At 36.8% G+C, this 25,687-nt stretch carries 24 protein-coding genes, 1 pseudogene and 1 other annotated feature; of the genes and pseudogenes, 9 read left to right on the top strand and 16 right to left on the bottom strand.

Annotated features, from left to right (window positions below; all coding sequences use genetic code 11):
• The first annotated feature begins 233 nt into the window (after positions 1-233).
• Complete coding sequence (locus TY11_RS15425) at positions 234-959, top strand: GntR family transcriptional regulator (protein ID WP_042148118.1); 726 nt, start codon at positions 234-236, stop codon at positions 957-959.
• A gap of 54 nt (positions 960-1,013) precedes the next feature.
• Entirely contained in the window at positions 1,014-1,712 is a 699-nt protein-coding gene (chbG, locus tag TY11_RS15420) for a chitin disaccharide deacetylase (protein ID WP_042148116.1), read from the top strand.
• A 475-nt stretch (positions 1,713-2,187) separates the two neighbouring features.
• Here the strand turns inward: chbG and TY11_RS15415 are convergent, their stop codons facing one another.
• The gene (locus tag TY11_RS15415) at positions 2,188-2,709 is read right to left on the bottom strand and encodes an HD domain-containing protein (protein ID WP_042148114.1); all 522 of its coding nucleotides are present in this window, start codon (positions 2,707-2,709) and stop codon (positions 2,188-2,190) included.
• 276 nt (positions 2,710-2,985) lie between these two features.
• Here TY11_RS15415 and TY11_RS15410 point away from each other — a divergent pair, with 276 nt between their 5' ends.
• The 4 genes from TY11_RS15410 (at position 2,986) to TY11_RS15395 (ending at position 7,183) form a co-directional block, all read left to right on the top strand.
• Positions 2,986-3,810, top strand: coding sequence for an SAM-dependent methyltransferase (locus TY11_RS15410; protein ID WP_231495836.1), 825 nt, complete (start codon positions 2,986-2,988; stop codon positions 3,808-3,810).
• Positions 3,811-4,167: 357 nt separating this feature from the next.
• The gene (locus tag TY11_RS15405; RefSeq protein WP_042148111.1) at positions 4,168-5,616 is read left to right on the top strand and encodes a nicotinate phosphoribosyltransferase; all 1,449 of its coding nucleotides are present in this window, start codon (positions 4,168-4,170) and stop codon (positions 5,614-5,616) included.
• A gap of 50 nt (positions 5,617-5,666) precedes the next feature.
• The gene (gene nadE / locus TY11_RS15400) at positions 5,667-6,491 is read left to right on the top strand and encodes an NAD(+) synthase (protein WP_042148108.1); all 825 of its coding nucleotides are present in this window, start codon (positions 5,667-5,669) and stop codon (positions 6,489-6,491) included.
• 182 nt (positions 6,492-6,673) lie between these two features.
• A complete protein-coding gene (locus TY11_RS15395; protein WP_042148107.1) occupies positions 6,674-7,183 on the top strand; it encodes a universal stress protein in 510 nt (169 codons plus the stop codon).
• A gap of 295 nt (positions 7,184-7,478) precedes the next feature.
• On the opposite strand, the gene TY11_RS15390 is transcribed toward TY11_RS15395, so the two are convergent.
• The 3 genes from TY11_RS15390 to TY11_RS15380 form a co-directional block, all read right to left on the bottom strand.
• Entirely contained in the window at positions 7,479-8,495 is a 1,017-nt protein-coding gene (locus TY11_RS15390; protein ID WP_042148103.1) for a DUF1646 family protein, read from the bottom strand.
• Between the two features lie 187 nt (positions 8,496-8,682).
• Positions 8,683-9,234, bottom strand: coding sequence for a DUF7010 family protein (locus tag TY11_RS15385; RefSeq protein ID WP_042148101.1), 552 nt, complete (start codon positions 9,232-9,234; stop codon positions 8,683-8,685).
• Positions 9,235-9,452: 218 nt separating this feature from the next.
• Positions 9,453-10,961: a malate:quinone oxidoreductase gene (locus tag TY11_RS15380; protein WP_197025103.1), complete on the bottom strand. Its 1,509-nt coding sequence runs from the start codon at positions 10,959-10,961 to the stop codon at positions 9,453-9,455.
• Between the two features lie 318 nt (positions 10,962-11,279).
• Between TY11_RS15380 and TY11_RS15375 the strand changes: the two genes are divergently transcribed.
• The gene (locus TY11_RS15375) at positions 11,280-11,702 is read left to right on the top strand and encodes a pyridoxamine 5'-phosphate oxidase family protein (RefSeq protein WP_042148096.1); all 423 of its coding nucleotides are present in this window, start codon (positions 11,280-11,282) and stop codon (positions 11,700-11,702) included.
• A 104-nt stretch (positions 11,703-11,806) separates the two neighbouring features.
• On the opposite strand, the gene aspA is transcribed toward TY11_RS15375, so the two are convergent.
• The 4 genes from aspA to TY11_RS15355 all read right to left on the bottom strand — a co-directional run bounded on the left by aspA (position 11,807) and on the right by TY11_RS15355 (position 15,833).
• Positions 11,807-13,237, bottom strand: coding sequence for an aspartate ammonia-lyase (gene aspA / locus TY11_RS15370; RefSeq protein ID WP_042148093.1), 1,431 nt, complete (start codon positions 13,235-13,237; stop codon positions 11,807-11,809).
• A gap of 201 nt (positions 13,238-13,438) precedes the next feature.
• Positions 13,439-14,170, bottom strand: a complete 732-nt coding sequence (locus tag TY11_RS15365; protein WP_052345854.1) for an ABC transporter permease — start codon at positions 14,168-14,170, stop codon at positions 13,439-13,441.
• On the bottom strand, positions 14,167-15,102 hold the full coding sequence (locus tag TY11_RS15360; RefSeq protein ID WP_042148091.1) for an ABC transporter ATP-binding protein: 936 nt from the start codon (positions 15,100-15,102) through the stop codon (positions 14,167-14,169). The genes TY11_RS15365 and TY11_RS15360 overlap by 4 nt, the downstream gene beginning before the upstream one ends.
• Positions 15,102-15,833 (bottom strand): MerR family transcriptional regulator, encoded by a 732-nt coding sequence (locus tag TY11_RS15355; RefSeq protein ID WP_042148087.1) that lies wholly within the window; start codon positions 15,831-15,833, stop codon positions 15,102-15,104. The genes TY11_RS15360 and TY11_RS15355 overlap by 1 nt, the downstream gene beginning before the upstream one ends.
• A gap of 688 nt (positions 15,834-16,521) precedes the next feature.
• Positions 16,522-16,769 (top strand) — a binding site (T-box leader).
• 48 nt (positions 16,770-16,817) lie between these two features.
• Between TY11_RS15355 and brnQ the strand changes: the two genes are divergently transcribed.
• Positions 16,818-18,149, top strand: a complete 1,332-nt coding sequence (brnQ, locus tag TY11_RS15350) for a branched-chain amino acid transport system II carrier protein (RefSeq protein WP_042148084.1) — start codon at positions 16,818-16,820, stop codon at positions 18,147-18,149.
• Between the two features lie 128 nt (positions 18,150-18,277).
• Here brnQ and TY11_RS15345 read toward each other — a convergent pair whose 3' ends face one another.
• The gene (locus TY11_RS15345; protein WP_369797417.1) at positions 18,278-19,558 is read right to left on the bottom strand and encodes a DUF5068 domain-containing protein; all 1,281 of its coding nucleotides are present in this window, start codon (positions 19,556-19,558) and stop codon (positions 18,278-18,280) included.
• A gap of 176 nt (positions 19,559-19,734) precedes the next feature.
• Positions 19,735-20,619 carry a LysR family transcriptional regulator gene (locus TY11_RS15340; protein WP_042148081.1) on the bottom strand — a complete coding sequence of 295 codons (885 nt, stop codon included), beginning with the start codon at positions 20,617-20,619 and terminating at the stop codon, positions 19,735-19,737.
• Positions 20,620-20,747: 128 nt separating this feature from the next.
• On the opposite strand from TY11_RS15340, the gene TY11_RS15335 reads away from it, so the two are divergent.
• Positions 20,748-21,938, top strand: a complete 1,191-nt coding sequence (locus TY11_RS15335; RefSeq protein WP_042148078.1) for a coenzyme F420-0:L-glutamate ligase — start codon at positions 20,748-20,750, stop codon at positions 21,936-21,938.
• A 63-nt stretch (positions 21,939-22,001) separates the two neighbouring features.
• Here TY11_RS15335 and TY11_RS15330 read toward each other — a convergent pair whose 3' ends face one another.
• The 6 genes and pseudogenes from TY11_RS15330 to TY11_RS15310 all read right to left on the bottom strand — a co-directional run bounded on the left by TY11_RS15330 (position 22,002) and on the right by TY11_RS15310 (position 25,303).
• Positions 22,002-22,193 carry a hypothetical protein gene (locus TY11_RS15330; protein WP_042148075.1) on the bottom strand — a complete coding sequence of 64 codons (192 nt, stop codon included), beginning with the start codon at positions 22,191-22,193 and terminating at the stop codon, positions 22,002-22,004.
• Positions 22,194-22,269: 76 nt separating this feature from the next.
• Positions 22,270-22,740: a GNAT family N-acetyltransferase gene (locus TY11_RS15325; protein ID WP_042148072.1), complete on the bottom strand. Its 471-nt coding sequence runs from the start codon at positions 22,738-22,740 to the stop codon at positions 22,270-22,272.
• 103 nt (positions 22,741-22,843) lie between these two features.
• Positions 22,844-23,092 (bottom strand): annotated as a pseudogene (locus tag TY11_RS20215) (NUDIX hydrolase N-terminal domain-containing protein); the annotation flags it as partial.
• Between the two features lie 104 nt (positions 23,093-23,196).
• Entirely contained in the window at positions 23,197-24,027 is an 831-nt protein-coding gene (locus TY11_RS15320; protein ID WP_042148200.1) for a GNAT family N-acetyltransferase, read from the bottom strand.
• A 271-nt stretch (positions 24,028-24,298) separates the two neighbouring features.
• Entirely contained in the window at positions 24,299-24,802 is a 504-nt protein-coding gene (locus tag TY11_RS15315) for an LURP-one-related/scramblase family protein (protein WP_042148069.1), read from the bottom strand.
• Positions 24,803-24,838: 36 nt separating this feature from the next.
• Positions 24,839-25,303 (bottom strand): DUF3291 domain-containing protein, encoded by a 465-nt coding sequence (locus TY11_RS15310; RefSeq protein ID WP_042148065.1) that lies wholly within the window; start codon positions 25,301-25,303, stop codon positions 24,839-24,841.
• Positions 25,304-25,687: the final 384 nt, after the last annotated feature.

Here is a 25,687-nt window from a genome sequence, read left to right as displayed (position 1 = left end):
ACAGAGTGCCTTAGGATACTATTCAGGCGCACCTCGTTCCTTAAATGAAAACGTTTTTATTTTATGGCTAACAAAAACTTTGTTGTAACCTTTAATCAAAATGTATCATACAATTATTTAGTTGTCTATACATTTTAAAGATATTTTTCTATATTGTAATAACATTTGTTTTATATTGTCATTATTTGTACTGTGTTGTACACTTTATATAGGAATGACCAAGGAGACAAACAATGGAAAAAAATCAATCTTTACACGCATATATAAAAGAAGAGCTACTTGATAGGATTAAGTCTAATCAATACAAAAAGGGTGAGCAAATACCACCAGAATTAGAACTTTGTAAAGATTTTAATGTAAGTAGAACGACGATACGTGCGGCCTTAAACCAGCTGACCTTAGAAGGTTACCTGGTAAGAAAACAAGGCAAAGGGACATACGTAGCCGACCAAAAGTTGAAGCAAACCCTTTCCAATACTGTGAAGAGGTACAGTGACCAGGTAGCTGTACAGGGAAAAAAAGCGGAAATATCATTACTTGCAATAAATGTTATCCCGGCCAACGAAAAACTAGTGAGCTCTTTAGGGGTGACACTTAATGCACCGATACAAAAAATAGAGAGGGTCCGGAAAGCAAGTGGTGAGCCAACACAATATGAAATTGCCTATATACCATGGGATATTGCCCCCGGTATTACGAAGAACCACGCAGAAACCTCCTTATATGCGGCATTAAAGGATACTTTTAATGTTCAGATTGGAAAAACAACGGAGCATATAGAAATAACTCTGGCTGATGAAAATGTCAGCAATCGTCTGGAGTGTAAGGAAGGATTACCATGTTTCTATATTGAAACAATTGCTGAAGATCACAATGGAAACACGATTGAATTTTCCAGATCCTATTTCCGTGGTGATAAAACAAACTTTATGATTGAAAGAAATTATCCTCTTAATTAACTGAGATTCAAAAATAACAACATGATATTAATTAATAAACTGGAGGAATATAACATGAAGGTACTTTTCAATGCGGACGACTTTGGTTTAACAAAAGGTGTGACAGACGGAATCATCCAAGCACACACCAAAGGCGTTGTTGGTTCAACAACCTTAATGGTAAATGGAAAGGCTTTTGAATATGCAGTTGGACAGGCAAGAAATTATCCATCTTTAAAAGTGGGTATTCATCTTGTTTTAACTTGGGGAAAACCTATTTCAAATCAAGTTCCAAATTTACTTGACGCAAACGGAAACTTCAAATACAAAAGTAATTATTTGGATATGGATTTCCCAAATATCGAGGATGTAGAAAAAGAGTGGCGGGCACAAATCGAGGCCTTTCTAGCAACAGGCTTAAAGCTTGACCATATTGATAGTCATCATCATGTACATGGGTGGGAACCACTTAAAGAAGTTGTTGTGAAGCTAGCACAAGAATACAATGTTCCAGTTCGATATGTGGATTCATTTAGTGACTATCCTAATCTTTTGTTAACAGATACACTATATCTTGATTTCTATGGTAAAGGGATTGAAGAAAATATCTTTGGAAATCTACAAGATTTAGATGTTCAATCAGTTGAAGTAATGACACACCCCGCAATCATAGATGATGAATTACGATCTGTTAGCTCATATACTGACAAGCGAGTACAGGAGCTGGATATCCTTTGTTCATTAGAAATCCCAGATTGGGTTGAAATATTATAGAGATAAATAAGATAGGCAGCCCAGTTGGGCTCCCTATCATTAGCTAAATTTGTAATCGATTCCAATAACGAGCTTTAGCAATTGCCAAAGCAAAATCTGGGAAATTTTTCTTCAAAAGGAATGGTATTGAAATAATGTTGGTCCACGTTTTTCTGCCTTCAAGGACCACCGATCATTTTATATTTTAAACCCGGCATCATCCGTATTTTCTCTCCAGAATCGGTATTTTTATGACAATACTACTCCAGCTGTTCGTTTTATTTATCCATCGGCTTTTTTCGATTTTAATCCATTAACGCTCCATACTAATTTAGCCCAGTTACATCCTATAAAAGATTTATAGAAGTATAATGCATTATCAAAAATGAGGGACTTTTTATATTTTTAAGAGAAGTTTACCTAGGGGAGGATATGTACTTGAGGCTGTTTCTACAGCCTTAAAACAGAAGAATTAGGGAAGTCACTAACTTTAATTCTATTTAGGAAGGGAAAAATATTGATCAATTTTTTGATCAAGTTCTTGAATTAGGGAAAGTTCTTTTTGTTTATCACTGCTTCGATAATGATGGAAATCTCCAGGTTGTTTGTCCGATTCATCAGCTAAATGCACTACTTTTTGCAATGGAGATAATTGAAAATCCCCCTTTGGAAGAGCAGAGTCAGTATGAAAAAGCACCGCGTGCGCAATCTCTTTTGCAGCATGTTTATCTTCACCTAAACGCACAAGCAACTTATGAGCTCGTTCTGCCCCTTTAATCGGATGAATATCATAATCACGGTAAAGCCCGTAATCCCATTCTCCTTCGCTATACCACTCATAATGTCCAATATCATGCAAAAAACCAGCCTTTGCTGCTAGATCCGGATTAACATCGTACTTAATTGCCAGGTTAAAGGCATGATGAGCTACAGCAATCGCATGCGCCATTCCGGAACGTCTTACATATTTCTGTGCTATTGGATGTTTATATATATCTGTTAACGTGACAGTTCTCATTTTTCATACCTCCAAATGGTTAAATTATCGTTATATTATCACCTTTGAATCAAAATTTCAATTGAAAAATCGAGGAATCTATATCATAATGCTTTCTGATCAATTCTATAAAAATTTACAATATACATACAACTTCACAAATGATAGACTTGAAATTATCTAACTAAGGAGTCGATGAATTGATGGTATTCTTACATTAAACTTTAGTAATGAGGAGACCAATATAAACCTCCTCACGTATACACTATTCAATTAAATTGTGAGAGGGAACGGACATTGAAATCATTAAATATAAATGAAAAAACAGCTACTTTTATTGGAAAATACGATTTATTTAGTGATGACAAAATACAACAAGTCCAGCTTCAGCATCGTTTGGATTTGGTGGATGCCTTTGAATTAAAAAAGGGCATGAGTGTATTAGAAATTGGTTGTGGCCAAGGTGACACAACTGTTGCTCTTGCAGATGCTGTTGGAGAAAACGGGCATGTTGTTGCCATTGATATCGCAAGTCCAGAATATGGAGCACCATTAACTTTGGGACAAGCGACAGATATTCTTAAGCAGTCAGAACTAGGTCAAAGAATAACTTTTCACTTTGGAACCGATTTTGCCAAATATGAGGTTAAAAAGAAATTTGATGTCGTGGTGTTATCCCATTCATCATGGTACTTTCAGCAACCAGAATATCTCATAAACTACTTCAAAAAAATAAAGCAGGTGGCAAACAGAATTTGTTTTGCGGAGTGGGATCTTGATTTTACTCGAGATTCACAACGTAGTCATTTCTGTGCAGCTACAATTTTGTCCCTATATTCCTCATTTGTGAATAATGACGGGAATATCCAAAATTTATTCCATAAAGCGCAAATTCGAAAACTACTTATGGATGCAGGCTTTTCCATTGATAAAGAACAATCCGTAGATGCATCTTATCTTCAAGATGGATATTGGGAAAAAGACTATGCGAATAGTATACGAACTGAATTTAATCAATCACCCATTAGAATTCAAACACTGATTAATAGTTATTATGAATTAATGAATCAACCAGGTAGTCATAAAGAGTCACTGAATAGTATTGTAATCATTGCGCAATAAAAGGAAATCAAAACAGACATCATTTTCCTTGTTATGATGTCTGTTTTTTTAAACTGCTATGCAACAAACTGGATATCTTCCAATAACAATGGATAAACGTTTGGTCTCCTCCCAGCTTTGGCCAAACCTCCGGACAAAATGAATTCATACCCTCATCTCCTCTCTTCTATAGGATGGCTTCCTATAGACAGGTTCTGAACTTCTCCATATTATTTTCTTTGAAACTCCTCTTGGTCCTTCCGAAGGGATTTGCTTATAATATAAAGTAAGGCTCTTCAATCGAATCAGATTAACCTGTTGTTTAAATGCAAAAATAGGAAAGAATAAAAAAACACCCACTTTAGGAGGTTTTTTGTCATGAACTATATGGATGATAGTCTAGCCCTTCATACTGATCTATATCAAATCAATATGGCTGAAACTTACTGGGCTGACAATGTCCACGAACGTCGCGCAGTATTTGACTTATATTTTCGCAAGTTACCATTTGGAAATGGTTATGCTGTTTTTGCCGGATTAGAAAGGGTCATTAAATTTATCCAAGACTTTAAGTTTAGTGAAACCGACATTCGCTATTTAGCAGAGCTAGGTTATAAAGAAGACTTTCTTGATTATTTAAAAACGATACGTTTCACCGGTTCTATCAAATCCATGCAAGAAGGGGAAATTGTGTTTGGGAATGAGCCGCTTCTTCGTGTAGAGGCAACGTTAGTAGAGGCCCAACTACTCGAAACAGCTCTTTTAAATATTATTAATTACCAAACGTTAATTGCAACAAAGGCCTCACGTATTAAGCATCTAGCGATGGATAAAACTCTTATGGAGTTTGGTTCAAGAAGAGCACAGGAATTAGACGCAGCAATCTGGGGTACTCGTGCAGCGTTCATAGGTGGATTCCACGCCACCAGTAATGTTAGAGCTGGAAAATTATTTGGAATCCCAGTTGCCGGAACCCATTCACATGCGATGGTTCAAGCCTATCAAGATGAGTATGTAGCGTTCAAAAAATATGCAGAACGTCATCAAAATTGTGTCTTCTTAGTTGATACGTATGATACTTTAAAATCAGGTGTACCAAATGCAATTCGGGTAGCAAAAGAATTTAAAGACAAGATTAAATTTCTAGGTGTTCGTCTTGATAGCGGGGACCTTGCCTACCTCTCTAAAGAAACGAGAAAAATGTTAGACCAAGCAGGATTTAAGGACGCAAAGATTTATGCATCAAACGACTTAGATGAATCAACAATCGCTAGTCTTCATACCCAAGGAGCTAAGATTGACGTTTACGGGGTAGGTACAAAACTAATAACTGCCTTCGACCAACCTGCTTTGGGTGCTGTCTATAAATTAGTTGCCATTGAAAATGAAGAAGGAGAATTGGAAGATACCATAAAAATTTCTGGTAATCCGGAGAAATTGACAACCCCAGGAAAAAAGAAAGTATATCGTATCATCAATACAACCAATCACCGTTCTGAAGGGGATTATATTACCCTTGAAAATGAAGATCCAAATCAAGAGGAACGACTAAAAATGTTCCACCCAATTCACACATATATAAGTAAGTTTGTCACCTGTTTTGAAGCAATTGAATTACATCATACTATTTTTCAGGATGGTCAATTAGTTTACCAAACGCCAAGTTTAACGGATATACAAGACTACGCAGAAAAACAATTAGAGTTGTTATGGGATGAATATAAGCGTACCATTAATCCGGAGGAATACCCTGTTGACCTAAGTACGAAAACATGGGAAAACAAAATGAAAAAGATTGAACGTGTTCGTAACAATATTAGAAAGTAGACAAAATAATAGAAAATATTTACTATAACACTATACAAGGGGGTATCTTTATGAGCAACTTGCAGGAAACTATTATAAAAGAATTAAAAGTAAAACCTAATATTGACGCGAAAGAGGAAATTAGAAACCGAGTTGATTTTTTAAAGCAATATTTACTTAAAAATAGCTTTTCAAAGGGCTATGTTTTGGGAATTTCCGGTGGACAAGATTCTACATTAGCTGGAAAGCTAGCCCAATTAGCCGTGGATGAATTAAATGAATCCACACCAGGAGGCTATCATTTTATCGGTGTTCGCCTTCCTTATGGAGAGCAGTTTGATGAAGAAGATTGTCAAGATGCAATTGAATTTATCAACCCAAGTAAAGTCTTAACAGTCAATATTAAAAATGCAGTCGATGCCAGTGTTGCTTCGCTAAATGATGCCGGTGTTGCCATTAGTGATTTTCTAAAAGGCAATGAAAAGGCCCGTGAAAGAATGAAAGTGCAATACAGTATTGGTGGAGCCCATAATTGTTTTGTCATCGGAACAGACCATGCTAGTGAGGCTGTAACTGGCTTTTTCACGAAGCATGGTGATGGCGGGTGTGATTTAATACCACTATACGGGTTAAATAAAAGTCAGGGAAAACAATTACTAAAGGAACTCGGGTGTCCAGAACATCTTTATCAAAAAACTCCGACTGCTGACTTAGAAGAAAATAAACCTGCTTTACCTGATGAAGTTGCATTAGGTGTGACCTACGAAGAAATTGATCAATATCTAGAAGGTAAAGAAGTTCCTCAAACGAGCAAAGAAAGAATCGAAACATTATACATGAATTCAAGACATAAACGAAATGTGGCCGTGTCCATTTATGATGAATGGTGGAAATAGCTTAAGAAAAGTCTAAAGTCTAAGGCATTGGAATATTCCAATGCCCTTTATTATGGCCCAGATTCTATCTTGTAATATTTTTGTCACGCAACTTTAATCCTCATTCATGTTTATTTGATCCATTAAAAGTGAATAGAAAAGTAAATCCTTAATACACGAAACTCAGGAAGGAGTAGATAAACGTGGAAGGATTTAATAACATTTTATTAGCTTATGATGGATCAGAATCGAGTATCTCTGCCCTAAAGACAGCCGAAAATTTATCAAAGGTAAGTGGTGCACATCTAACTGTAGCTTTTGTACATGACCCCTCTACAGAGACAAGCGTTAAACCACGAGCTGTTGCATCAAATGAAAATCCAGGATTATATTATACCAGCACTTATGTCGGTGTAGTGCCAAAACCTGGTGATGGAGTTTATCATGAAGAAGAAAACATACACTTACAAGAAGATAAACCTGAAAAAAAGATCGCCGACGCGAAATCGCGACTTTCTAACATCGTTAAAGCAGACTATGAAGTATTAGTAGGGAAACCAGCAGATAGAATAATAGGATATGTCAACCAACATGATATAGATCTGATTATCATGGGGAACCGTGGTTTAAGTGGGTTAAAAAAGCTTGTGACAGGTAGTGTGAGTAAAAAAGTAATAGATGAGGCGGATTGTCCAGTATTAGTTGTTAAATAGATAACCCACCTGGCCCGTGCACCCGCATTTGCCAGGTGGGTTATATTAGTTTTTTTGACTCGATTCGCATGATTAGTTCATTGATAAATTTCTAACGAACATTTTAATCATGTAATCCCTTTCCATCAAGAATTTGCTGCATATACTTGTCGATTCTGGATGCCCTGGTTTTAACTATTCTTAGTCTTCTATTTTCTCATAAGCATATATTTGTTTCATTCTTTCCCTCTAGTAATCATAAGCATATGGATGCGGTTGATTATCAATAGGATTCAACTAACTGAAGTTAATAAATTTATCCTATAACAACCAAATATACAAAAAACAAAACCATCACCATTAAACCAAAAGGTACACCAAATCTTGCCCATTCTCTACTGGTTATACCCAGTTTATTAGCTGAAATGATGTTGGGTATATTTCCAGGGATTAGCATTCCACCACTAATAATTAACCCTAAAAGTAAGAATCGAATTGTTTCTGTGCTCATTACTGGACTAATTTCTGCAGCAGCTAATGTCGCATTATCCAATACAGCCGAAATCATATTAATCCAGTAAAGTACCCCTGGTTGTAAATCAAGTAAATAGCCATTTACCAGTGGCTCATAGCCTGCACCAAGCAATGTTAATCCCATTACAAATAAATAGATTTTAAAGGAACGAATAAGAATTTCCATATAACTTTCTGCTTCATTATTCCCTTCTAAGCTATTCTTATTTTTTTGTGGTTTTAACGTAAAAAAGGCAATCCATCCAATTGCGACAACAGCAAATACTACTTCAAAACCGATTAATTGAAACAGATAGAAAAAGTCCTTCTGTAGCTTACTCGTTGTAATCGTTGCTAATGGTTCACCAATTGGTGTTAAAACCGCACCTAAGCCTATCGAAAAACAAGCTAAAATCACCGTTTGAATCTCAGTCTTCCTATCAAGCTTCAGTATACTTACAATCGACACAAGCACAATGGCAGCAATAATTGCTGTAATCATACTAGATAACAAACCTAAAATAACAATGATTAACGCTAGAAATAAACGGATGTCCATATTATTGCTAACCTTCAACATTTTGTTTTCAATTGGATTTTTTAACCACTTAAATAGAAGCCCTGCAACAAGAACTGTTATTGTAATGAATATTGGGTCTTTCATTGCCTGAACAAGTAATTCAACATGAAAAACTCCACTGACAACCGCTGCCAGCAAACCCATTACAAATAAAAATGGCTCGAGGTTTTGCTCTATTGGTTTCACAAGGAATGGTAAAAACAATACTAGTAATAAGATGATAGTAAGACCTATAGTCATTGCTACTTCCTCCAATTTTAATTATGTCTTAGAATGATATTCAAGGTATTCTTCTACTCTATTCAATTGTCATTAATTAACGATGTTGTCATTATATTTGTTTCCACTCTTTTTCATGAGTGTATTCTTCACAAAAAAATAAAAGACCTTAGCAAGTCTTTTGCTAAGGTCTTTTTGTTTAATATAGTTATGCGGTTTCCTCTGTTAATTTCTTATTTTCACTTGTTAACAAAATACTAGTGACTAAATAAATAACACTCAAACCAAATGGTAAAATCGTATAAACATGATCCATAAATGCAAAACCTATTACGGAAGCGAAAACTACGACAGCTATAGATTGAAAAACGAATCCTTTACTATTGTATAATGCACTGAATGGTAAGAAGTGTGCACCAGTTAATACCGCAATAACAAATGGTAACCACTCGATTTTTTCCATGTATACAAGAATTAAAATTGGTGCAAATAGAATCTGCATTCCCCCAATAACTCCAGCTATATTAGATAACGGGTTATCCTTAGCAACGAAATCAATTTTTAACAGATTTGAAACGAGAAACCCTAAAGGAAAGAGCATCCCTATTCCTATCAAATGGAATAATCCTAATAGATTAATGTGCATATCAATAAAACTTAGAACTCCCATTAGTAGCCAAAATATTGTACCAACGTAAAACATAGCAATACCTTTTTTTGTTCGTTTCATTAAGTCCATTTTTGTTTCTATTGCATTCATGTAACAATCCCCCAAATCGTTTGATAAATCAAGAATCACATATGGTACAAGTATAACATAATACACGATAATAATTTATTATTTCTGAATATAAGAATAAACTAATTTCATTTCATAGGAATTATAAGGAATAGTAGTTATTTTCTACCTAGTAGGGTTTAACCCATAAAAAAATGGTAACTCCGTAAAATTAGAGTTACCATTCTATCACATATGATTTAAACTTCCTGATATACATTCGTTAATTTTAGAGCTTGAGCAGTTGACGTATGAACTTCTCGAGCAAGCTCTGGATCTTCGGTAAGTGATACACCATAAGAAGGGACCATTTCTTTTATTTTCGGTTCCCATTCATCCATTCGTTCAGGGAAGCACCTTGATAATACATCAAGCATAACGTGAACAGCAGTTGATGCACCTGGCGAAGCACCTAATAATGCAGCAACTGAGCCGTCCCCAGCATTTACAACTTCTGTGCCGAACTGAAGTGTACCTTTTCCGCCAGCATCTGTTTCTTTTATCACCTGAACACGTTGACCTGCAACAACAATATCCCAATCTTCGCTCTTAGCATTCGGGATAAATTCACGTAATTCTTCCATACGCTTTTCTTTGGATAAAAGAACCTGTTGAATCAGATATTTAGTAAGTCCAAGATTCTTTAAACCAGCACCAATCATATTAATGACATTATGCAATTTTACAGAAAGGAATAAATCCAGGTATGATCCCGTTTTTAAGAACTTAGGTGAAAACCCAGCATATGGTCCAAATAGTAAGGACTTCTTATTATCGATATATCTAGTGTCAAGATGTGGTACAGACATCGGTGGAGCACCAACCTTTGCCTTCCCATAGACCTTAGCTTGATGTTGTTCCACCACTTCTGGATTATTACAAACCATGAATAGTCCACTAACAGGAAAGCCACCAATTCCCTTTCCTTCCGGGATCCCTGACTTTTGTAGTAGATGTAAGCTTCCACCACCAGCACCAAGAAATACAAATTTCGCTATATGGCGCTCAACGGTTCCGCTTTCAATATTTTTTACTTTTAATTCCCATGAACCGTCATCCGTACGTCTCATGTTTTTTACACTATGCTTATAGTTAATGGTTACGTTTTGATTTTCTAAATGGTTAAACAACGTACGTGTTAACGCACCGAAGTTAACATCTGTTCCTGACTCAATCTTTGTTGCTGCTATCGGCTCATCAGAAGTTCGTCCGTCCATGATGATCGGAATCCATTCTTTTAGTTTCTCCGGATCATCGGAAAACTCCATTCCTTCAAATAAAGGATTCATTGATAGCGCTTCAAATCGTTTCTTCAAAAAGGAAACATTCTTTTCTCCATGAACTAAACTCATGTGAGGTAACGGCATAACAAAGTCTTGTGGATTGTTAATTAAATCTTTATTCACAAGATAAGACCAGAACTGTCTAGAAAGTTGAAACTGTTCGTTTACATTTATTGCTTTTGTAATATCGATCGTTCCATCGGCTTTTTCTGGTGTATAGTTAAGCTCACATAGTGCAGCATGCCCCGTTCCTGCGTTATTCCATTCATTAGAACTTTCTTCTCCAGGTTTATCCAATTGTTCAAATACAGTAATATTCCAGTCCGGTACTAATTCTTTCAAGAGAGAACCTAATGTTGCACTCATGATACCGGCACCAATTAAAATAACATCTGTTTTATTTTCTTTGTTGCCCATTTTCCCCATCCCTATCTTCTAGAAGTGCAGAAAACGATGCAGGTTTCCTTTATAAAACCAAAGGATGTAACCTAGTAATACATCTTTTCTGATTTCATTATATCATATAAATAGTTTAGCAGAATTATTTTCCTATTACTAATCTGATGCCACGGATGGCATGGGGACAGATGCTTTGGCTCTATAAGGCAATAGCACCTGTTATGTAGCTTTGAAAAAATAAATTTTTAGTATATTAGCCTCTTTTTATTTCATAATAAGATTGGAATGCTATTCTAGTACGATTAATTTTCAGAATAACAAATGTGGAATGAAGGAGATGGATATATGGAACAACTTGAGGTAAGGAAATCAATTGAGGATATCCTAGCAAGTGACAAAGCGGGGGTAATGGCAACCGTAAAGGGAAACAAGCCACACGTGCGATATATGACCTTTTACAATGAAGATTTAGTACTGTATACTCCGACCAGTAAAGACACGGATAAAGCGGAGGAACTTGCAGAAAACCCTCATACACACATTTTAATTGGATATGATGGAGAAGGTTATGGAGATTCCTACGTGGATTACGCGGGTACCGTTACAATTAAAGAAGATACAGAACTTAAAAATAAACTTTGGAACGACCATATGGCTGTTTGGTTTAGTGGCCCTGAAGATCCGAATCTAATCATTCTTCAAATTGAGCCAACTCAAATTCGACTTATGAATAATAAGGGAGATTCCCCGATAACGCTAGAATTATAACATTATTATTTTAAGAAAAGACTGCCACTTATCCATTTAAGATAAGTGGCAGTCCCTGTTTCCAGCATTTCTTACAAACTATTTAATATTACATAATGAATCGGTTATTTCCCTTCAAGCAGTCCGTTACCAGCTATACCAGGATGTGTCATCTCGAATGGATCTAAGATTAAATTCAACTCATCTTCTGTCAGAACACCATATTTCAGACATAATTCCCTGACAGGTACTCCACTTTTAATAGCTTCTGAAGCAATTTGCGCAGCTCGTTCATATCCAATATGCGGATTGACTGCTGTAATTACACCAACACTCTTTTCTACATATTCTTTTAATCTTTCTTCGTTTGCTGCAATGCCTCTTACACAATGATCTGTAAACGTACGGAATGCATTATTCATCACACTAATGGATTGTAGTAAATTAAATACCAAAACAGGCTCCATGACATTTAACTCCAACTGCCCCGCTTCAGAAGCAAGACCAATGGTGTGGTCATTTCCTATAACCTGGAATGCAACCTGATTAATAAGTTCAGGCATAACCGGGTTAACTTTACCAGGCATAATGGAAGAACCTGGTTGTCTAGCTGGTAATGAAATTTCACCTAGTCCCGCTCTTGGACCAGATGCCATTAGACGTAGATCATTTGCAATTTTTGACATATTCATCATACAAATTTTTAATGCAGAAGATACTTCAGTGTAAGCATCTGTGTTTTGCGTAGCATCAACAAGGTGTTCCGCACCGGTTAAAGGCAAACCACTAATATCTGCAAGATAGTTTATCACCATTTCAATATAATGAGGTTCTGCATTTAGTCCGGTTCCTACGGCCGTTGCCCCCATGTTTAGTTCATACAAATGCTGACGGGATTGTTTAATACGTTTGATATCACGTGCGATAACACGGCTGTATGCCTCAAACTCCTGCCCTAGTCTAATCGGTACCGCATCCTGTAGATGGGTGCGCCCCATCTTAATGACATCGCTAAACTCCATCGCCTTCTGCCGGAATACATGTTGCATTTCATCCATTGTTAGTAATAATTTTTCCAATAAGTTAAGTGTCGCGATATGAATAGCAGAAGGAAATGCATCATTGGTTGATTGTGACATATTAACATGTGTATTTGGGCTGCAAATGGAGTAATCTCCTTTTTCTTTCCCAAGTATTTCGATAGCGCGATTAGCAATCACTTCGTTTATATTCATATTAATCGAAGTTCCCGCTCCACCTTGGATTGGGTCGACAATAATTTGATCATGCCATTGCCCTTCGATTAATTCACTTGCTCCCTGAACTATTGCATTGCCGACTTCAGAATAAAGGCGCTTATCGTTCATATTAGCAAGGGCTGCGGATTTCTTCACAATGGCCATTGCTTTAATTAATTCTTCATGAATTCGGTACCCTGTGATTGGAAAGTTCTCAACAGCCCGTAACGTTTGAATTCCGTAATATGCATCTATTGGAACCTCTTTTTCTCCTAAAAAATCTTTTTCAATACGTGTTTTGCTCATTGTGAATGCCATGTTTATCCCCCGATTTTCGGATTATATCAATCTTTTTATCAATTATTAATAATGGTCTCCGAGGCTATTATAGAACTTATATAGAAAAAATCAAGATGCTAGAGTAAAAAGGAGGATTATTTGGGTTCACTTTACGTTATGGAATGAATTTTTAGGCTTATTAACACGGTCATTGGCGTTCAAATTTTAGACCTAATGGAATTATTTCCTATTTAAGATAAAAATTGCACCCCCATACCCCAATACACACCAAATTAGTAAATTAATATAATTTCCCATCGAAGCATCAAAAGTCGAAGCCGCTAACGAAGCACGCATTACTTCTGCCATGGAATAGATTGGTAGAATCTCATGAACTGCTTGTAGCCATTCTGGCAGTCTGTCCATGGGAAAATTGACTGGTGAAAACATGAGAGCCCCGAAAACAATCACTTGTGATAAGGCTAAGGAAGTTGTTGGTGACAATAGATACGAGAACCCATATCCTACTCCAATGGAGGTCAAGGCTATCATAAGAAGAGCAGGAACTACTGTCCAGGACACATCATATCCAGGACTAAACATAAGATGCGCAACTACAGAAGCAACTACAATGCCTGGGATGGTGATCAATAACCATATCGATGTATCAGCACCTAGAATAGTCGAACGCTTAACAGGCCATGTTCGCATAAATTCCATATACCCATCTGATTTAGATGTCCCAACCTGTTGGGGCAGAATAACCAATCCTGTAAAAATTAATATTATTGTTGGAGCACCAGTTGCTAAAAAGAGGATGGATTGTTTATCAGGAGTAGGTATTAGATAGGTAAAACCAATTACAATCCCTATGGATATCAGGATTTGAATCAACGCCATAAAGACAAGAAAGCCAGCACTTCGCAAAAATTGCATCTGAAAAACATACTTGAACTCACTTAAAATACTCATGAGGAAACCACCACCTTATTAGAAGTTAATTCAATATAAGCATCCTCTATGGTTGTTGGGGATAAGGAATAATCGACTACATTCCCCATGTTTACTTCTCCACTAGCCCATTCAATTGCAGATGATACATGGGATGATTCAACTTGGAAAATCCATCGCATTCCATTCTGATGTGAAGTAAGCGCCCATTCTGGAACAACCAACTTCTCCGTTTTATTTACATTCAGTTCCATTCGCATTTGATTGTTCACGGAACTCTTTATCTCTGATGGGGTACCTTGTTTTACAATTTTTCCCTTATGAACGATTGCCACTCGGTCCACAGCCTTCTCTGCCTCTAGGACATTATGGGTCACTAAAATTACCGAAGTACCAACCTTTGTTAAGTTACGAATAACTTCCCAAAGATAGCGCCTCCTCACCGGATCGACATCATTTGTTGGTTCATCCAGAATTACCAACTGACCTGGAACAATAACCGCCATACAAAAAGCAGCTAGCCTCCGTGCACCCCCTGAGAGTTTCTCCCCTTCCTTATCTGCCCACTCCCCCATTCCCAGTGATTCAAATAGCATATCCAGCCGCTTCGGGTCATAGTTTTTTCCTGCACGCATCTTCCCCATAATGGATACTGCTTGCCTAGGAGTCAAAAACCCAAGTGGGACTTGAGACTGTGGTTGAACAGAACAAATGGACCGTGCACGTTCAGGATATTCCTTAACTGATTTACCAAGTAAATTGATTTCCCCGTGATCCGGCGTGATTAACCCTACAATTTGATTAACCAATGTTGTTTTTCCAGCTCCATTTTGACCAAGTAGTCCGAATATCTCACCCTCGTTAATATGAAAAGTGATGTTGTCATTAGCAATTACGTTTGTTTTGCCCTTTCCACGGAAGTTCTTTGTCACATTCTTTACATCAAGTACCATTACTTTGCCTCCTTATGCGCTTCAGATACGCGCTGTAAAAATCCAACAACCTCTTTATCCATTGGGTAAAAAGCAATACCTTCCTGCAAGTCTTGTAGGGGTTCCCATAAATCTTCCATAAACTCCTCGTCACCTTCAAACATCTTTTCTGCTTGGTTCAACCAACGCTGTGCAAGCTCCAGTGCCTGTTCTGACCTCGGGTCAATATGGATGTGTCTTTTAATATCATAAATAGCCTCCATCCATTTATGAATGTCTTCTTCTGTCATTTTTGCATTGATATCTGCCAACTTTTGAATTTCTTCCATATTAAGGTGATGATTGTATTCCTGAAAGACTTCTTCTGGATCTTGATGATAAAATTGAATGACACGGTAAATAATGGGCCAATTGACTTCTTCCTCAAATTCAATAGAATAGGATACACCCAGTAGCGCTTGCTCCAACATCTTCAATCTCTCTTGCTCACGCTTTACCATATCTAATTGTTGTTGAATAGACTCTTGCCAATTTAATGCTTTAGTTCCTAATATCTCTTTGATTTTGTCTAATGAAAAGCCCATATACTTTAATGCTAAGACACGTTCGAGCTGCATAACATCATCCTCACTATATAAACGGTGCCCTCCTTCTGTTTTGGATGATGGATTAAGTAAGCCGATTTCATCGTAATAATCTAACGTCCTGACAGTCACTCCTGTGTTTTTAGACAATTTTCCGATTGTGTACACTTTCCTCACTCCTTCATCATTTCCATTAGTATAAAACAACACGTAACGTGTTGTTCAATAGATAAATGCAAAAAAGTTAGATTTTTTAAAATTGATTTATTAATACTACAGTTTGTTGCCATTGGTACTGCGCGATAACTACTATTGTTTTTTCCATATTTAAAATAGAGTAGTGAAGCGCTATGTTACCGCTCCGGCAGAATACTCCGCTTTCCGCGGGCACGGCCTCAGCCTCCTCGCGGACAAACCACCGCTGCGGGGTCTTCGGACACGTGCTATTCCCGCAGGAGTCTACGTATTCTACCTGCGCTAGTTTGGATTTTCTAATTAAAGCTAGTTTTTAGATTATATTTTTGGAAATCACATGTTTTCGTATAATTCATTCTATACTAGCGTAGGAAATACACGGAGACTCCTGCGGGAGGATAGGCATAGGTGAAAACCCCGCAGTACGTAAGAGCGAAGAGGCTCACCTACCGCCAAGCGGTAAAGAAGACACTCCGAGGTCTTTTCGAGCAGATGTCGCCCCTGTGCTGGAAGTGAAAGCGGAGTATATTTCCGTAGCGGGAAAGGTGCTTAGACATAAATATTAAGTTACCGCACAGTTTCTATCTACTATTTATTATTTTAAGTAAATTACAAAAAATGATTGACAGAGTTATTTTTATCTGATAAATTACGTTTAATATATAAATCGATGACGAGAGCAGTAAGTTAGGAGACCTGATCCAAAGAGAGCCGTTGCTTGGTGAAAGACGGTGTTCAGACCCTATCCGAAAATCATCTCTGAGATGCAAAGCCGAAAACTAGTAAGCTTTGACGGGTTGTCCGCCGTTACAACGGAACACGTATGATAGTACGTTGACTGAGATCTGCAGTTTTTTATTTTCTACTGTGGAATTAGGGTGGTAACGCGAGCGCAAACTCGCCCCTTTTTTAAGGGGCGAGTTTTTTTATTTTACATAACAAAAAGGAGAGATACTTATGCGCAAATTTGATTCACTTTTTATCGGTCTAATGTTATTTTCCATGTTTTTTGGAGCTGGGAATCTAATTTTTCCACCATTCTTAGGTGCTCAGTCTGGAACATCATTTTGGTTAGCGATGGCTGGCTTTGTACTTACTGCTGTGGGACTGCCGTTAATTGTTCTATTTGCTATAGCCCGTGTAAAGGGTGGCATTCAAGCAATTGGAAACCGAGTGCATCCTGTGTTTAGTACCATCTTTATGGTTGTTGTCTATCTTTCTATCGGACCGTTTTTAGCCATCCCGAGAAACGCGAATGTAGCCTTTGAAATGGGGGTAATGCCATTTGTTAACGGTTCTCCGAATACGACGCTTGTTTTATTGCTATTTTCCGTTGTATTCTTTTTACTTGTTTATCTAATTAGCTTAAATCCTACCAATTTGGAAAGATATCTCGGGCGTTTTATCACCCCAATCTTGCTCGTTGCAATGGTCATTCTTTGTGTAGTTGGTTTCCTCAAACTAGATGGAAACTTCCAGGCACCGGCTGGAGAATATGAATCTGGAGCGTTCTTTAAAGGATTTTTAGAGGGGTATAACACGATGGATGCCTTAGCAGCGCTTGCCTTTGGAATCGTAATATTAACTGCAATTCGTCAGCGTGGGGTTTCTGATGAAAAGCGATTAAAAGGGTACATGTTAAAAGCAGCTCTAATCGCTGGGACACTACTCGCTGCAGTCTACGTATCTCTTGGTATTGTTGGCGCAAAAATGGCTACCAAAGGTGATTTTGTAAATGGTACACAAATTCTTTCAGCTGTATCTTCTAATTTATTTGGACAAAGTGGTACGGTATTAATAGGCTTAATATTTACACTTGCTTGTTTTACGACCGTTGTTGGATTAACATCCGCTTGTGGACAATACTTTTCCAATCTTATTCCGAAAGCAACTTATAAAACCGTTGTCTTAGTCACGACACTTATTGGTTTTACACTTACTAATATGGGTCTAGCTCAAATCCTAAAAATCTCAGTCCCGTTCTTAACAACAGCTTATCCGTTAACCATTGTCTTAATCGTACTAACCTTCTTCCATAATCTTTTTAAAAGTTTGCGAATTGTCTATGTAAGTGCACTATCATTTGCAGGTGTATTTGCAGTGATTAGTGGGTTAAACGCCTTTGGTTTAAAATTGGGACCGGTAGAAGTTTTACGCTCTTCATTACCCCTAGCCGCAGTTGGGTTAGAATGGGTTGTCCCAGCACTAATTGGTACGTTAGTCGGAGTCATGGTAGCAAAGTTCGGTAAAAAACCGGAGCCAATCCAGAGTGAAAAACTAGTAAACTAACACGTGGAGTGCATTAAATAGAACAAAACAGGAGAGCCGATTAAGTTCTACCCAATCAGTTCCCCTGTTCTTTTTTTCCAATTTATCATGTAAACTTTATCAATCTATAAGTCTTTAATCTTTATAAACTAAAACTCAAAAATTGCCGTTTTCCCTTTAGAAAGATCTGTTGCATCTTGAGCTTTAATTGGTCCAAACTCGATTTCAAAAGATTTATCCTTCCAAATCTTTTCATATTGCTCTTTGTCCAATACGTAGATTTGTAGATACTCACCAGACTCTCCTGCATCGATTAGGTCATCATAGCTATAATCTAGTAACATCCCTTGATCGAACATGTACTGAGCACCATCATTAACAGTAAGCGTAGAGCTCATGGATGATAATCCAATAGCATCAGATCCTTTGTTATCAAGGTTGAACTTAACGGTTAAGAGTACAATTCCATTCGTCCAATCTGTAAAACGTGGAGCTTCTACTTCATTCGGAGTAAATTCTGTAAACTGATATCCGTCTAACGTAACGGTAACATCACCTAATTGTTCACTTTTACCGATACCTGACTCTTCCTTCAGCATTTTCTTTTCACCCATATCATCTACTGTAACCTTATCCTTATAAAAAGCCTCATTAGCTGCAACTTTTTCCGCACCAGCTTCATTTAAACTCAATGTAAACTGGCCATCTGACCCAATTGGGTTTCCAAAGTCGCCCTTAACCGCTTGGGCTGCAGGAACATCTACCGCTACAGTTGATACTTCCAATGCTGTTTTTAGGTGTGTTTTACCAAACGGGTATGTGTAGTAACCTGTTACAGATTCACCAGCTTTAAGCACGTAATCATTTGATGGTGATAATTTTACTGGTAATTGATCTTCTTCAGGTAGTAAATCTCTATAGTTATTATAATCCTTCTCTGCACCTGTGAATGACAAATAGAAAGCAGGCATATAATAAACATCCTTGTCCAATTCATTTGTCACCGTATATTGTGCAACAATGACACCACCATTAGTCTCATCATTAAAAGGAATACTAAAATCTGTATGGAAATCATTTAACTCAACTAGGGTGTAGGCATCTAAAGATACCGTCACACCATCCATATTATGTACCTGTGGTTCCTTGTTCTCATAGAGAACCTTTGCTGTTCCTTGTGTTTCGTTTTCCATATACGTAATTAATTCTGAAAAATCACTTGCATTCGTTTCTACAGCTTCTTCTGTTTTTTCTACCTCTTCTGTCTCCGATTCTTCCTGTTCTTCTTCCTTCTCTACTTCTTCATTTTTCTCTTCTGAGACATTTTCTTTCTCATCTGCCTTTGCTTCTTCCTTATCATTTCCGCAACCACTAACAATCAGTACTGCTAGCATCATGGTGACAAGAAGCATCCATATTCTGCCCAATATTTCCCAACCTCCATTATTACAAACTGGTAACATTCTAACACAATATTTTTACTTGTAATATAAGGATAAAGTAGTGATTATGAGGACAAAGGACGATAAAACCATGGCTGTAGTCGTGCTACTTTAGGCTTATACAAGGATTGGATCTCACAAATTATAAAGTAGTTTCATTAAATTTAGAAGGTCTTAATTTGTTCTACAAATTTCCTAGCCGCACGTGATAATGGCACATGTTTTAAATAGCATATACCGATACTCCTTTTGGGAATCTCCTCTTCTAATCGAACCTCGTAAAGATCCCCTCTCTCCAAGTACTCCTTGGCAAACTCTTTAATTACACACGAAATACCTAAGTTTATTTTGGTGAATTCCAGGACCAAGTCATAGGACCCGAGCTCAAATACAGGTGATACATGATATCCCCTTTCTTTCAGGAAATTCTCCACAAACATACGTGAATTTGATTTCCTCTCTAAGAAAATCAATGGAAGTTTCATTAAATGATTTAAACTTATTGGTGTTTCCGCGATTTCTTTATACTTCTCTCCACAGACAAACGTATCTTGGATTTCTTTACATGGTATTACTTGGAGTTGGTCGTCCTCTACTGGTAAATTACATATCCCTACCTCTGCTTTACCGGATTTTATCAACTTGATGATTTCAGATGTGGTTCTATTTAAGATATTTAACGTAATCCCTGGGTATGCTTGATGAAACTCCTCTAAATAGGGCAATAAAAAGTAACGAGAAATGGTATCCCCAACCCCAATACGTAATTGTCCCGTTTGTAATGTTTTAAACTCTGAAAGTTTATCTTCTGCAACTTGAATCATTCCCAGTGCTGTTGTTACATGTTCATGTAATAGTTTACCTTCAACAGTTAATTCAACGCCCCTCGATGTTCGGTTGAACAATTGTATATCTAATTCCTTCTCCAGTCTTGAGATTGCTTGACTTACTGCAGGTTGTGTCATATATAGTTCGATTGCTGCCTTGGAAAAACTTTTATTCTTGCTTACTGCATTAAATATACGATATAAATCCAATTTCCCAACCATATAATCACTCCTTATATCAGATATTATAAATATTAATTTTACTTATAGCAATGAACGAGGTATAGTAACAAAGGGTTCAATAAATAATACCCATTAGGAAGTATACTCTTATTTGAGGAGAGATAATGTTGGAAAGATTAGTTGGAACAGTCGTACGCGGACTACGCGGACCAATCATTAATACTGGAGATAATATTGAAGAAATAGTAGTAAATACGGTATTACATACAGCAGAAAAGGAAGGCTATTCCATTGAGGATCGCGATATTGTAACCATAACAGAATCAGTTGTCGCTCGTGCACAAGGAAACTACGCATCCATTGATGATATTGCAACAGATGTAAAAGCAAAGTTCGGTGAAGATACTGTTGGTGTCATTTTCCCAATCCTTAGTCGTAACCGCTTTTCAAACATATTAAAAGGTATTGCAAGAGGGACAAAGCGTATTGTCCTAATGTTAAGCTACCCATCTGATGAAGTGGGTAATCATTTAGTTGACATTGATGAGCTTGATATAAAAGGAATTAATCCATGGACTGATGTATTGTCAGAAGCTGACTTCCGTAAGCATTTCGGTCATAAAACACATCCATTTACAGGTGTGGATTATATCGAATACTATAAAGAATTAATTGAAGCAGAAGGTGCTACTTGTGAAGTTATCTTCTCCAATAATGCAAAAACCATTTTGGACTATACAAAGAATGTATTAACCTGTGATATTCACTCTCGATTCAGAACAAAGCGCATTCTGACCAGTAGTGGGGCAGAAAAAGTTTTCGGACTTGATGATATCCTTACAGAGTCCATCAATGGTAGTGGCTTTAACAAAGATTACGGTCTACTTGGATCCAATAAATCAACAGAAGAAAGCGTAAAATTATTCCCAAATGAATGCCAACCAATTGTGGATGGTATTCAAGCAAAATTAAAAGAAGTAACCGGAAAAACAGTTGAAGTGATGGTTTATGGTGATGGAGCTTTCAAAGATCCAGTCGGAAAAATCTGGGAACTAGCAGATCCAGTAGTATCACCCGCTTACACCGCAGGGCTTGAAGGTACTCCGAATGAAGTGAAGTTAAAATATTTAGCGGATAACAACTTTGCTCATCTTCGTGGAGAAGAGCTTAAAAAAGCCATTTCTGAATACATTCAGAATAAAAATGAAGACCTTGTTGGCGCAATGGAAGCACAGGGTACAACCCCCCGTAAATTAACAGATTTAATCGGTTCTTTATCCGATTTGACTTCTGGTAGTGGAGACAAGGGAACGCCGATGATTTATATTCAGGGGTACTTTGATAATTATACAAAATAAGAATTATGATGGCCTAGTTCACACATCGAACTAGGCCATTTCCATTTAGAAAAGTCCTTCTAGTCATTTAGCTAATACCTTTCTAAGTACTATACTGTTTGCAACAACTCCGATTAATCCGGTGATTAAGAATACATATGCTACAACCATAGAAGTTGGTGAAGATGATGATTCAGATAGGATTCTTAATAAACCAGCTGCAAATATTAACACACTACATATAAGCGTAATAACTATTCGAGCTTTATTTTCCACTTTTACATTCTCTCCTATTCAGGTAATCTATTTATATATAACCTACTATATTTTATGGGTGCTATATTCAAAAGGTTTAACTTATATTAAACTCTTGAATGTACTTCCCTTCTTCAAAACGTTCTATAAATTTGCCATTCGTAATGTCATTTATCAACCCTTGCCAAAAAGCATGTGCTGGCCTGTTATTTTCAATTTGAGTAATTTCCCAATTACCAGGAAACATTGAAAACAATTCTTTGGCAATCTTCTTACCGTAGCCCTTACCACGATATTTAGCCATAATAAAAAACTCTTCTATTGTGTTTGGGCTTGTTTCTATTGCGCTTTCCACAAGTGCAAATCCAATTAATTCAGTTTCTTCCTTAACGAAATAAGCATGGAAGTTATTCTGTATCCAATATTTTTCTAAATTAAATGGCTTGTATGCACCATTATGTTCCACTCTTATACTAGGAATGTATTTACTGAATTCATATATATAAAACTGAATAAGATTATGTAATACTTCCTCTTCAATTGCCTCTACCTTTTGCAAATATGGCATCCTATCTATCTCCTCTTATCTTTAGAGCTTGTCCTACTCCCCTAACTTATTTGTATATTTCAATTTATCGGATACTGCTGAAGCCCCACTTGGAATATTCTGCTCATACTAACATACTTATGTCTATTAGAATTTTATTATCTCTAAATACAGCCCCACGTACATCTATCTTTGGGGTTTGGTAACCTGTATCATGAGTAAATAAATCCTTAACAACTTGCATTTCCAATCCAGAATGTTCTTTTATAATCTCTGCACTTATGTTTCGCAGTTCTTCATACCGTTCGATGTCATAAACATCTTTTGTAAAGGTTAATCCTGCTTGTGATAATGATTGAATCCTTCTCGCCCATTCTAGCCATTTTTAACTCATAAGGAACACCCACTTTTTATAAATCAATAAACTCTTAATTATTAGAAGAAGAAAGATCCAGACTAATTAGATTTAGAATCACTTTAATCAAATGAAAACTCATATCCTATATAATTAAATACATTGGTTAACCCTATGTTTTCCGCAATTGCAATAGAAGGCTTATTACCTTCCATACAGTCCCAATACGGTACACGATCATTCTCCAAACAATCTTTGACATACATATGGGCTAACTTTTGCGCTAGTTTTTTCCCACGATGAGCCTCTTCCGTTTCAATATTTATACAATGTACATTCTCAACCACGAAACCTGAAAAGCAAATACTAATAATTTCTTTGTTGTGTACCATACAATAACCAATTCCATTACTCATAAAATCATCAGGGGAAGACCAATACTCTAAAATTTGGGCGTGTAAGAATGTAATATTATTAATTTCGTTTTTAGTATTTTCATAGAGAGCTTTATCGATTTCCATAACTCTATACCCTTGTTCTATGACAGGTTCATTCTTAGCTTTATAGCCCTCATCTGGTAGCATATACACTTTCTGATTCCAGCTTCCTAATTTACGATGTTCAAATATCTTCTCTATAACCTTATTCCATTTTGCGTGATTACCAATTGCTTCGAACCAATTTAATCCGACCTTTTTTGCATCTGGTATGATCACGGTATCAATGAAATGATTAATTTGGCTATTAAACGACTCATTTTCTTCATTTCCAATAAAGAGAAATCCATCATTATTACCTAACCAAACTAGTCCAGAATTAGGAGAAGTGATATTATCAACAAAGATACGACCTGGATTAATACCTTCTACTACTGCTTTAACTTCTAATTGACCATGCTGATTTATTAAACTTTTGCATCTATAAAACTCGTTCTTATTTAGTTCAGAAATCATAGAATACCCCTTTCCAATTCCAGCTGTTTCAACCAATTTATAACCACCTTCATCTCCAACATCCCACAACTTTTTAGATTCAAGTCTAATAAATTATAGGACCTAATAATATAAATATAAATCCCATTCTCCCTATCTGGATAATGGGCTAATAGCTTTTCTTATACATTGTTCGGTTATCTTCCAAGGTGAAGTATTCCATGCTTTGTCGCCAACCTAAAATAGACCACACTGAAGCTTAACTTGGTTGGAATCTTATTCAAGAGGAAACTTAAGTTGTTGTTATAGAGGAAGTCGCTGCATTAGCTTCATCATCCTTCACACAATCAATGGCGACCACAACCGCTATAACGATAGTCTCCATCGCTTCATCAAATACCTGAACCTTATAGCTATCACCCCAAGTGAACCATTCCTTACTCACCTTCCCAACGACTTCACCGTGCTGTAAAACTTGAAAGTCCATATCCCACCAATTACCTTGTACTTCTATTCCAACAGCATCAATCGTATAACGAGCTTTTAAAAAGGAAAACTCCTTCTTAATGGTTAACACTTCTTGGCCATTTACCTCAACCAAAAACTTCGGTAAAAAGCTAAATACCTTTTTCGTGATAAAAGCAACTTCTTCTCTTGTTGTATTCATTATGGAGAATGTCTTAGGGACCTTCAAAAAGCTACCCTCTACGAAATAAACATCGTTCTCCGTTTGATCCTTCACAGTAAATTTTTCACTTAGACTGAATACCTTTTGTTTAATATAAAGTTGTTTCATCGTATGCCACCTTTCATTTCATAAGCTAAGATTATACTATTTCATCAAGAATATTTCCCCGTTTTCATCAAATGCGCGTTTAAAATCAAATGCATAGGCAGTGGAACCATGCTGAATATAATAGTTATATCGCTTAAATGCCTCCTGCCATGAGACATCCTTTACCTTATCGACCCACCAAATTACATAGGACTGGCGTTTCTCTGGATATGGCTCGATCCATTTGCTTTTATCCCGTAAGGCTTGCGAATGCTGTTCGGAATAGGTAAAGCGATATAAGGATGGAAGGCTATTCCATACGGTTAGTGTAAGAATGGGAGGACCATTACCCTTTACAGCATCTTCAGGAAAAGGAACTCGGTTAGGAGAAAATACCTCAATAAGACCTGAATTATTTGCCTGACGATATACATTTTTTCCCACATGGTAAAATTCACGTGAGGCAGGGTGTTCAATAGGGTGATTCAGCCTACCGACAGTATAGATTGAAACATATGCCATAATTAGCCTCCCTAATCTTTTTTAAACAAAGTATGAAAATTCTTTTTCCATTTTCCTGGTGCCGTGGAACAAGTGGGATTCTGATCCTTCTAAGATAAATATTTCTATTTAGATACTAACATAATATTCCGAAAACGGGATAATAATTTTACCTACCCAAATGGTGTCCCTTTGATGGTGAACAGGTTGTTTGCTCACTTTACGTTTTAATTTATCATAATGATAATAATCAGGTAATTAATTCTAGAAGATTCCCCACATGGCCGCAATTCCAAAGAATGAGTCCTCAATGGAGGGCCCTTACCATCTTTCCACACACCCCTTCGCCCCTCCTAGCATTATCTCAATCCTGATCAATTCCCATCCCAATACTTCAATCTACCT

Source organism: Paucisalibacillus algeriensis, from assembly GCF_000577245.1.
GTDB lineage: Bacteria > Bacillota > Bacilli > Bacillales > Amphibacillaceae > Ornithinibacillus.
The sequence above is the reverse complement of the archived record's forward strand: the minus strand, read 5'-3'. Positions and strand labels throughout refer to the sequence as shown.

Excerpts from the sequence above, each read along its gene's own strand:
- TY11_RS15425 (WP_042148118.1), top strand. The coding sequence starts at position 234 with ATGGAAAAAAATCAATCTTTACACGCATATATAAAAGAAGAGCTACTT.
- chbG (WP_042148116.1), top strand. The coding sequence starts at position 1,014 with ATGAAGGTACTTTTCAATGCGGACGACTTTGGTTTAACAAAAGGTGTG.
- TY11_RS15415 (WP_042148114.1), bottom strand. The coding sequence starts at position 2,709 with ATGAGAACTGTCACGTTAACAGATATATATAAACATCCAATAGCACAG.
- TY11_RS15405 (WP_042148111.1), top strand. The coding sequence starts at position 4,168 with ATGAACTATATGGATGATAGTCTAGCCCTTCATACTGATCTATATCAA.
- nadE (WP_042148108.1), top strand. The coding sequence starts at position 5,667 with ATGAGCAACTTGCAGGAAACTATTATAAAAGAATTAAAAGTAAAACCT.
- TY11_RS15390 (WP_042148103.1), bottom strand. The coding sequence starts at position 8,495 with ATGACTATAGGTCTTACTATCATCTTATTACTAGTATTGTTTTTACCA.
- TY11_RS15385 (WP_042148101.1), bottom strand. The coding sequence starts at position 9,234 with ATGAATGCAATAGAAACAAAAATGGACTTAATGAAACGAACAAAAAAA.
- TY11_RS15380 (WP_197025103.1), bottom strand. The coding sequence starts at position 10,961 with ATGGGGAAAATGGGCAACAAAGAAAATAAAACAGATGTTATTTTAATT.
- TY11_RS15375 (WP_042148096.1), top strand. The coding sequence starts at position 11,280 with ATGGAACAACTTGAGGTAAGGAAATCAATTGAGGATATCCTAGCAAGT.
- aspA (WP_042148093.1), bottom strand. The coding sequence starts at position 13,237 with ATGGCATTCACAATGAGCAAAACACGTATTGAAAAAGATTTTTTAGGA.
- TY11_RS15365 (WP_052345854.1), bottom strand. The coding sequence starts at position 14,170 with ATGAGTATTTTAAGTGAGTTCAAGTATGTTTTTCAGATGCAATTTTTG.
- TY11_RS15360 (WP_042148091.1), bottom strand. The coding sequence starts at position 15,102 with ATGGTACTTGATGTAAAGAATGTGACAAAGAACTTCCGTGGAAAGGGC.
- brnQ (WP_042148084.1), top strand. The coding sequence starts at position 16,818 with ATGCGCAAATTTGATTCACTTTTTATCGGTCTAATGTTATTTTCCATG.
- TY11_RS15340 (WP_042148081.1), bottom strand. The coding sequence starts at position 20,619 with ATGGTTGGGAAATTGGATTTATATCGTATATTTAATGCAGTAAGCAAG.
- TY11_RS15325 (WP_042148072.1), bottom strand. The coding sequence starts at position 22,740 with ATGCCATATTTGCAAAAGGTAGAGGCAATTGAAGAGGAAGTATTACAT.
- TY11_RS15320 (WP_042148200.1), bottom strand. The coding sequence starts at position 24,027 with ATGATTTCTGAACTAAATAAGAACGAGTTTTATAGATGCAAAAGTTTA.
- TY11_RS15315 (WP_042148069.1), bottom strand. The coding sequence starts at position 24,802 with ATGAAACAACTTTATATTAAACAAAAGGTATTCAGTCTAAGTGAAAAA.
- TY11_RS15310 (WP_042148065.1), bottom strand. The coding sequence starts at position 25,303 with ATGGCATATGTTTCAATCTATACTGTCGGTAGGCTGAATCACCCTATT.